Consider the following 8190-nt stretch of genomic DNA (forward strand, 5'->3'; position numbering starts at 1 on the left):
CTTTATCTCTCCTCTCGAAAAAAAATGAGAGAAGAGGATATCGGCTCTATCGGGGCTATTTAAGATTTTTGTTTTTTATCAGGAGTTATACCATTTTATCTTTGAAAACACTATTGTTCTTTTTTTTAGGTTGAGCGGAGTCGAAACCATTCTTGTCCTTCAACTCCGCTCAGGAAGACAATAATTCAACTTAAATGCCTTATATGGTTCAAAAAATAAATCTAAACAAATAACCCAATAAACAAATAACCCAATAAACAAATAACCGAAAACACTATCTTTGCAAATTATATATATACAATGCTTACAAAAGAAATACAAATTGCCGTCGAAAAAGGAGAAATGCTTCCACTTATGGAAGAATTCTACACCATACAAGGAGAAGGATACCACACAGGAACAGCAGCATATTTTATCCGAATAGGCGGTTGCGATGTAGGTTGCCATTGGTGCGACGTAAAAGAAAGTTGGAACGCAGCATTGCATCCGCCAACAAAAACAGACATCATTGTCGGAAACGCAAAAAAATACGCAAAAACCATTGTCGTAACAGGAGGAGAACCGCTCACTTGGGATATGACAGTTTTAACCCAAAAACTAAAAGCAGAAAACCTACAAGTACATATAGAAACCTCTGGAGCCTATCCAGTAACAGGAAATTGGGATTGGTTTTGTCTTTCACCAAAAAAAAACAAACTCCCAGTAGCAGACGCTTATGCAATTGCTCATGAGTTAAAAGTAATTATTTACAACAAGCATGACTTTATTTTTGCCGAAGAGCAAGCCGCAAAAGTCAATAAAAATGCGATACTATTCCTTCAACCAGAATGGAGCAAAAAAGAAGAAATGACACCACTAATTGTCGATTATGTAATGAACAACCCAAAATGGAGAGTGTCATTGCAAACACACAAATATTTGAATATTCCTTAATTTATGAAATATTTTTTAATCGTAATGTGGTTTTTCGCAGTCCCATTTGTTAGTATTGCCCAAATTAGTGTAGGAAACGAAGTTTATTTAAATGGAGACTCTGTCGATGCAAAGTTTGAAGGTGGAGGAACTCAAAAATTTCATGATTACATTATTAAAAATATAAATTCTAGCATACTGACCAAGCCAGGAAAAGTAGTTTTTACATTTACTGTTTCTGAAACGGGAGAGATAAAAAATATCAGAATCGTAGAGTTTTCTTATATAGAAATAGCAACAGAAATTATTCGAGTAATAAAAACAGCACCTAGTTGGCAACCAGCAAAAAGAGCAGGCAAACCAATAAGTTTTGATGTTAAGCTTCCTATGGAGTTTTCAAAAAAAGCACTAGAAATTTCAAATATAGAAAATGGAATAAATAAAAAACCAGCGCTATCTTTTCCTACTCCATCTTTTCCTGGCGGGCAGAGTAAGTTTTTAAAATATTTCATGGATAATTTTCGGACACCAGATCTTTTTGTTGATATTAAAGGGAAAATATATATAAGTTTTACTGTTAATGAAGATGGGACTTTAGATGAAATTGAAGTAACTAATAATTTGGGAAAATACGTCGCAAATGAAGCTCGTAGAGTAATGAAGAAATGTCCTAAGTTTAGTCCTGCAACGCAAAACGGCAAACCAATAAAATGTCATTTTCGATTACCAGTAAATATTAATTTTGTAGCTCATGAGTAAATTTTTTATTTCATCTATAAAATATGCATTTCGTCGATTTTATTTCGATATTAAAAATAATTATAATACACTTGTTAAAGTTTTAATAATCAAAATGTTAAACTCTATTTTCGCCCCAATGAAAATAACTTAAAGAACTGTGTTTGGAATTTGTTTAGAATAAAATTTAATCTAAAATACCACACATTATGAAAAAAATTCTGCTCCTAGCAATGTTTATGCTTGCGGCGCAATTTATTTTTGCACAAGCGCCATTAAGTGTCGCTAAAAGTCTTCCTATTAATTATGAAGATGCCGAAGTAAAACCTGAATTTCCAGGGGGATATAATGAATTTATGAAATTTATTGGTCAAAATTTTGTCACTCCAGAAGTAGAAGGGCTTTCAGGAACTATAAAAGTTAGCTTCGTTGTAGAAGTTTCAGGAAAAATTACTGAAATAAAAATACTGAATGATTTAGGTTCAGGAACTGGAGCAGAAGCAAAAAGAGTAGTTGCTAAATCCCCTAATTGGTTGCCTGGTGAACGAGATGGAAAACAAGTAAGAGTCACATTTCAATTGCCAATTATTATAAAAAGTTAATAATTTATCTTCATATTAGAATAATAAAAAAACTCATTCGTGATAACGAATGAGTTTTTTTATTATTCTAATATTCAGTCAGTTACTATTTATTAAGATAGCAAGCAAAGCGTTTTTCATGTTATTTACGTAGGAATATTTACATGTAAAAAAATAAATCGTGTATTTCATCGATTTTATTTCGCACTTTAGCGATATTTATATATCATTGTACAGAAATTACTCGCCCCGGTAATGTTTGTTAATTGATTAAATACAATGAGTTATGAAAAAATTTTTGATTTTATTTGTTTTTACCGTGTGTACAAACATCTTATTGTCTCAAACAGCTACGAGGCAAAAAAGTGAAATACCAGTTCAGTACGAAATGGTACAAACAAAACCAGTTTTTCCTGGAGGAATAAACGAGTTTATGAAGTTTGTGATGAAAAATTATCAAGCACCAGCAACAGAAGAAGAAGAAGAAGTTGCAACGGGTGTTCTTGAAGTGAGTATAGTTATAGGTGTCGATGGAAGTATTAGTAAAGTTAATATTATTAAAGAAGTTGGTAACGCTGGGAAAGAAGTAAAAAGAGTATTGGCAAAATGCCCTAAATGGACTCCAGGTAGTCAAAATGGAGTAACTGTTGCAGTAGTTTACAATTTCCCTATAAAAATACAATAAAAATAAAAAGTATAATTTAGAATCCCATTTGCTATTGCAGATGGGATTTTTTTATTTAAATTAGTTTCAAAATTATAAAAAATGAAATCAGAATTCCTACTCGACAATACTATCACTTTTTTAAATCATGGTTCTTTTGGAGCCTGTCCAAAATCAGTTTTCGAAGAATTTCAGCGATTTCAATTAGAATTGGAAAATGAACCAGTTCAGTTTATTCAAAAAAAATTAAGTGGATATTTAAAATCGGCTCGAGAAAGTTTGGCAGAATTTGTGGGTTGCGAAGCGCAAGATTTATATTTTACACCAAATCCGACCTTTGCAATTAATACCATTATGCGTAGTTTGAATTTGCAAGAAGGAGATGAAATCCTAACAACAAATCACGAATATGGTGCGATGGATAGAACTTGGAATTTCTATTGCAAAAAAAAGGGAATAAAATATATTCGCCAAGAGATTTCTTTGCCTATAATTTCAAAAGAGAAAATTCTGGAGGAATTTTGGAAAGGATATGCAGCAAAAACTAAAGTGATTTTTATCAATCAAATGTCAAGTGCAACTTCTTTATTGTTTCCTGTAAAAGAAATTTGCGACAAAGCTCAAGAATTAGGATTAATAACAATTGTTGATGGCGCTCACATTCCGGGACATATCGACTTGAATATTCAAGAATTAAATCCAGATTATTATACAGGAACTTTGCATAAATGGATGTTGGCTCCCAAAGGAAGTTCGTTTTTGTATGTAAAAAAAGAATTTCAAGAAGATTTAGATCCGCTAGTGGTTAGTTGGGGTTACGAAAGTTTGGCTCCAAGCGAAAGTCAGTTTTTAGATTATCACGAACAGCAAGGAACTCGCGACGTTTCTGCTTTTTTGTGTACACCAACTGTGGTGAGTTTTTTAGAAAACAATAACTGGAAGCAAAAATCTGAAGATTGCAAACAAATAGTTTTAGATAATTACCAACGTTTTTGTGATTTGCTAGGAACAAATCCTATTTGCCCTATTACTTCTGAATTCCTTGGGCAAATGGCAAGTATTCCTGTAAAAACCAATAATCCGCAGGAACTGAAAGATTTGTTGTATGATAAATACAAAATTCAAATTCCGGTAATGCCGCTTAATGGAAGTTTTTATATCAGATATTCTATAAATGCATACAATTCTCAAGAAGATTTAGATATTTTGTACGCTGCTTTGCAAGATATTATAAAAACTACGAGTTTGATTGAAGTGTAGTCTTGATAATAGCCCCGATAATAGTGGAAATCCTTTTGCTTTTTTCTTTAAAAAGTAAAAGATTGTAACGGATAGCGGGATTGGCTCCTAAAAAAGTCTCGCTAAATAATCATAATGTTCGCCTTCCATAACCAATTCGCATTGCAAACCATTTGCGTTTGCGGCATTTTGAAGTGTATTATAATCTAAATACAACCAAGGAAAAGTAGCTTCTTTTTGATTTTTGTATGAAATTGTGAAAGTCAGTTCGCCGTAATATCCGTTGGAAGGAATCCATTTTCCGCCATCTTCATCATCGTCAAACATATAAATAATGTCGGAAGAGTCTATTAATATTTGTCCATTTGGATTTAAAAGAGATTTTAGCTTCTGAAGATATTTGGTAGTTTCTGTTAATGTTCCAAAAATTCCAGTTCCGTTCATTAATAGAATAATGGTGTCAAATGTTTCGTTTTCGATATCCAAAATATTTGCCGCTCGAGCATTTTGTAGACCACGAAGTTGACAAGCTTCGATCGCTTTTTCGGAAATATCTATCGAAATAACAGAAAGATTTCGATCGTTTTGTAGCGATAACGAATGGCTTCCTGCTCCACAACCAACATCTAGAACTTTTCCTTTTGCCAGTTGTAAGGCTTTTTGTTCCAGTTTTGGCATTTCGGCGTACGATCGAAACAAATAGGAAACACTCATTTCGTCGGCTTCGGAAATAGAAGTTTCGGTAATAAGGTCTTCCGGCGAATTATTTGTTTGGTAATCGAGTATGGCTTTTCCGAAAAGATCTAACATAATAAGGTTATTTGTTTATTTGATTTGAGTAATTTTGCAGGATCAACTTTAAACTTTAAACTTGAAACAAATTTTACAACAACTTCCTAAAGAAGCCAAAGATAAGCATATAGAAAACAAAAAGTATTTTGTAAAGCTAAAAAATAAGCCGCCCAAAAACTTAGATTATGTGATGCAAGATTTGCATGATGCCGAGTTTAAGAAAACCAATTGTTTAGACTGTGCTAATTGTTGCAAAACAACTGGGCCGCTTTTTACGAGTGCCGATATTGAACGTATTTCGAAACACTTACGCCAGAAACCACAACAGTTTATTGACCAGTATTTAAGAATGGACGAAGACCAAGATTATGTTTTGCAAACTGTTCCTTGTAATTTTCTAGACCAAGACAATTCTTGTTTTATATATGATGTTCGTCCAAAAGCTTGCAGAGAATTCCCGCATACTGATAGAAAAAAATTCAATCAAATTACAGATTTGACTCTAAAAAACGTTGCGATTTGTCCTGCTGCATTTAATATTTTGGAGAAAATGAAGCTGAAAATGCCTTTGTAAAAGACAGATTTTTAATATATTAAATATTTACTTCTCGTTTTTTTAAAGGCAAGTAATCCGCTTTCCCAGCTTTTTCTAATTTCAGTTTCAGATGTTCCAGCTTCAATTTGTTGCTGTAGTTTTTTAGTTCCGGCGAGTTTCGTAAAAAAGGAATTGAAAAATTTCGTTTTATCTGAAGTAGTTTGATATGATTTTATAAGCCATTTTAGTTCCAATTGTTTTACTTTGGCAACAGCCGATAAATCTTCTCCGTAACATATTTTGTCTTTATAAACAGGTTCTTTTGCTCCAAAATTAGGAATAGGAGTAAAGCTAAAATCGCTTTTTGGTAAATAAGGTGAACCGTAAATTTGAAACTGTTTTTCGGTTCCTCGACCTACACTTACATTTGTACCTTCAAAAAAACACAAACTTGCATATAAATTTATCGATTGGTCGTTTGGTAAATTAGGTGATGGTTTTGCGGGCAGACTATACACCATTTCTCGCGTGTAATTCAAACAAGGAATAACGGTTAGTTTGCATTGAATCCCATTTTTGAGCCATTTTTCGCCGTTTATCATTTTACCGTATTCGCCAATTGTCATTCCGTGTAATGTTGGAATTTGATGCATCCCTACAAAACTGGTGAATTCTTTTTCAAGAATTGGACCGTCAACAATGCTTCCGTTAGGATTTGGTCTGTCTAAAATAATGAGTTGAATATTATTTTCGGCACAAGCTTCCATAATATAATGTAGTGATGATATATAGGTGTAAAATCTTGCGCCTACATCTTGCAAATCGAAAACCATGATGTCAATTCCTGCTAATTGTTCAGGTTTTGGGTTTTTGTTATCACCATAAAGCGAAATAATTGACAATCCGGTTTTGGCGTCTTTTCCGTCAATCACATGTTCGCCAGCATCTGCAGTGCCACGAAAACCGTGTTCTGGAGCGAATATTTTCGACAGATTTACTTTTTTTGATAATAAAAAATCAACTAAATGGGTTTTGTCTGTCAAAATTCCAGTCTGATTAGTTACAATCCCAATTTTTTTGTCTTTTAATAAAGGTAAATATGAAGTATAATTATCGGCACCAGTCAATATTTTTGATTCAGAAATTGGATTTTGAGTTGTTATCTCTGTTTCTACTTCTTTCGGATTTTGATTTTCTACTTTCGATTTATTCGCACTTCCGCAAGAAAAAACAACCATCAAAAGGAATAAAACTGTATTTTTGGACATCAATTTATAAATCATAACTGTTTGAATTTAGAATATTTCATAGCAAAGAGATTAACCAACGCTAAAGATCATAAAAGTAGTATATCTGCACCAATTATAAAAATTGCAATAACCGCAATTGCTATTGGTATGATTATGATGATTGTTTCTATTGCCACTGGAACAGGATTACAACAAAAAATACGCCAAAAAGTAGCAGCATTCAACGGACACATACTTATTTCAAATTTCGATGACAATCAATCTCAGGTTAGTTTGTCGCCAATATCGACCAATCAAGATTTTTATCCCAAATTTACTTCTGTAGAAGGAATACAGCATATTCAGGCCGTAGCAAGCAAAGCAGGAATTATTAGAACCGAAAAAGCTTTTGAAGGAATTGTTTTCAAAGGAGTAGGAAAAGAATACCGTTGGGAAAACCTGAGCGAATATTTAGTACAAGGTCGAATCCCAAATTTGAAATCTGAACTTAATTCCGAAATTCTCATATCGGAATACTTAGCAAACAGATTACAATTAAACCTTGGCGACAAATGCAATACTTTCTTTATGAAAGAAGGAGAAAACAAACTCCCAAACCTTCGAGTATTCAAAATCGTTGGAATTTATAACTCAGGATTTCAGGAATTCGATGCTACCTATATAATAGGAGACATTCGACACATACAACGAATCAACAAATGGAAACCAACAGAAGTCGGTGCTTTTGAAGTATTTATAAATGATTTCGACAAAATAGAAGAAAAAGGTACTGAAGTTTACAACAATTCACAAAACAAAACCGACGCCTCAAAAACTCTAGATACCCAAACCATAGTTCAAAAATACTATTACATATTCGAATGGCTCAAACTATTCGATTTCAATATCATTGTCATACTCGTCATTATGATAGTAGTTTCAACTATCAATATGGTAGTAGCACTATTAGTATTAGTTCTCGAACGAACCCAAATGGTAGGAATCCTAAAATCGTTAGGTGCAAACAATTGGTCCGTGCGCAAAATATTCCTTTATAATGCCGCACATCTAATACTAAAAGGACTGTTTTGGGGGAATTTCATAGGAATAGGATTATTGCTTATTCAAAAATATACAGGTATAATCAAGCTTCCTCCCGAAAACTATTATGTAAACCAAGCACCAGTCAATATAAATTTAGGTACAATCTTGTTATTAAATTTAGGTACAATCACAATATGCTTATTAGTCTTGCTAATTCCTTCCTATATAATAACCAAAATCTCTCCGGTAAAAGCCATTAAGTTTAGTTAGATTTTATTTATGGCGTGCCCCATCGTCGTACCTCCTCGGGTCGGGCTATCCGTTGCAAGTCCTCGTCTCGTCCCAAAAGACGAAACTGTGGGCTTTCCACTACTATCCCTCACGCGAGGCGGTATTTCCACATTCAAAATTTCCACACAAAATAATAAATCCGTTTGAATCCGCGTTTTGATTCAT

9 protein-coding genes are annotated in these 8190 nt (G+C 33.3%); 7 read left to right on the forward strand and 2 right to left on the reverse strand.

What is annotated here, in order from left to right:
* Positions 1 to 300: 300 nt before the first annotated feature.
* The 5 genes from BM053_RS07115 (at position 301) to BM053_RS07135 (ending at position 4155) form a co-directional block, all read left to right on the forward strand.
* Entirely contained in the window at positions 301 to 933 is a 633-nt protein-coding gene (locus tag BM053_RS07115; RefSeq protein ID WP_091475569.1) for a 7-carboxy-7-deazaguanine synthase QueE, read from the forward strand.
* A gap of 3 nt (positions 934 to 936) precedes the next feature.
* Positions 937 to 1671 carry an energy transducer TonB gene (locus BM053_RS07120; RefSeq protein ID WP_091475572.1) on the forward strand — a complete coding sequence of 245 codons (735 nt, stop codon included), beginning with the start codon at positions 937 to 939 and terminating at the stop codon, positions 1669 to 1671.
* Between the two features lie 188 nt (positions 1672 to 1859).
* Positions 1860 to 2252, forward strand: coding sequence for an energy transducer TonB (locus BM053_RS07125; protein ID WP_091475576.1), 393 nt, complete (start codon positions 1860 to 1862; stop codon positions 2250 to 2252).
* Between the two features lie 265 nt (positions 2253 to 2517).
* Positions 2518 to 2916 (forward strand): energy transducer TonB, encoded by a 399-nt coding sequence (locus BM053_RS07130; RefSeq protein ID WP_091475579.1) that lies wholly within the window; start codon positions 2518 to 2520, stop codon positions 2914 to 2916.
* Positions 2917 to 2997: 81 nt separating this feature from the next.
* Complete coding sequence (locus tag BM053_RS07135) at positions 2998 to 4155, forward strand: aminotransferase class V-fold PLP-dependent enzyme (protein ID WP_091475582.1); 1158 nt, start codon at positions 2998 to 3000, stop codon at positions 4153 to 4155.
* An 87-nt stretch (positions 4156 to 4242) separates the two neighbouring features.
* On the opposite strand, the gene BM053_RS07140 is transcribed toward BM053_RS07135, so the two are convergent.
* A complete protein-coding gene (locus BM053_RS07140; RefSeq protein WP_091475585.1) occupies positions 4243 to 4944 on the reverse strand; it encodes a class I SAM-dependent methyltransferase in 702 nt (233 codons plus the stop codon).
* Positions 4945 to 5005: 61 nt separating this feature from the next.
* Between BM053_RS07140 and BM053_RS07145 the strand changes: the two genes are divergently transcribed.
* Complete coding sequence (locus BM053_RS07145) at positions 5006 to 5500, forward strand: YkgJ family cysteine cluster protein (protein ID WP_091475588.1); 495 nt, start codon at positions 5006 to 5008, stop codon at positions 5498 to 5500.
* Positions 5501 to 5511: 11 nt separating this feature from the next.
* Here the strand turns inward: BM053_RS07145 and BM053_RS07150 are convergent, their stop codons facing one another.
* Positions 5512 to 6729 carry an exo-beta-N-acetylmuramidase NamZ family protein gene (locus tag BM053_RS07150; RefSeq protein WP_244148511.1) on the reverse strand — a complete coding sequence of 406 codons (1218 nt, stop codon included), beginning with the start codon at positions 6727 to 6729 and terminating at the stop codon, positions 5512 to 5514.
* Positions 6730 to 6750: 21 nt separating this feature from the next.
* Between BM053_RS07150 and BM053_RS07155 the strand changes: the two genes are divergently transcribed.
* Positions 6751 to 8004 carry an ABC transporter permease gene (locus tag BM053_RS07155; protein ID WP_091475591.1) on the forward strand — a complete coding sequence of 418 codons (1254 nt, stop codon included), beginning with the start codon at positions 6751 to 6753 and terminating at the stop codon, positions 8002 to 8004.
* The last annotated feature ends 186 nt before the right edge of the window (positions 8005 to 8190 follow it).

Origin of the sequence: Flavobacterium swingsii (assembly GCF_900111965.1) — a bacterium.
GTDB lineage: Bacteria > Bacteroidota > Bacteroidia > Flavobacteriales > Flavobacteriaceae > Flavobacterium > Flavobacterium swingsii.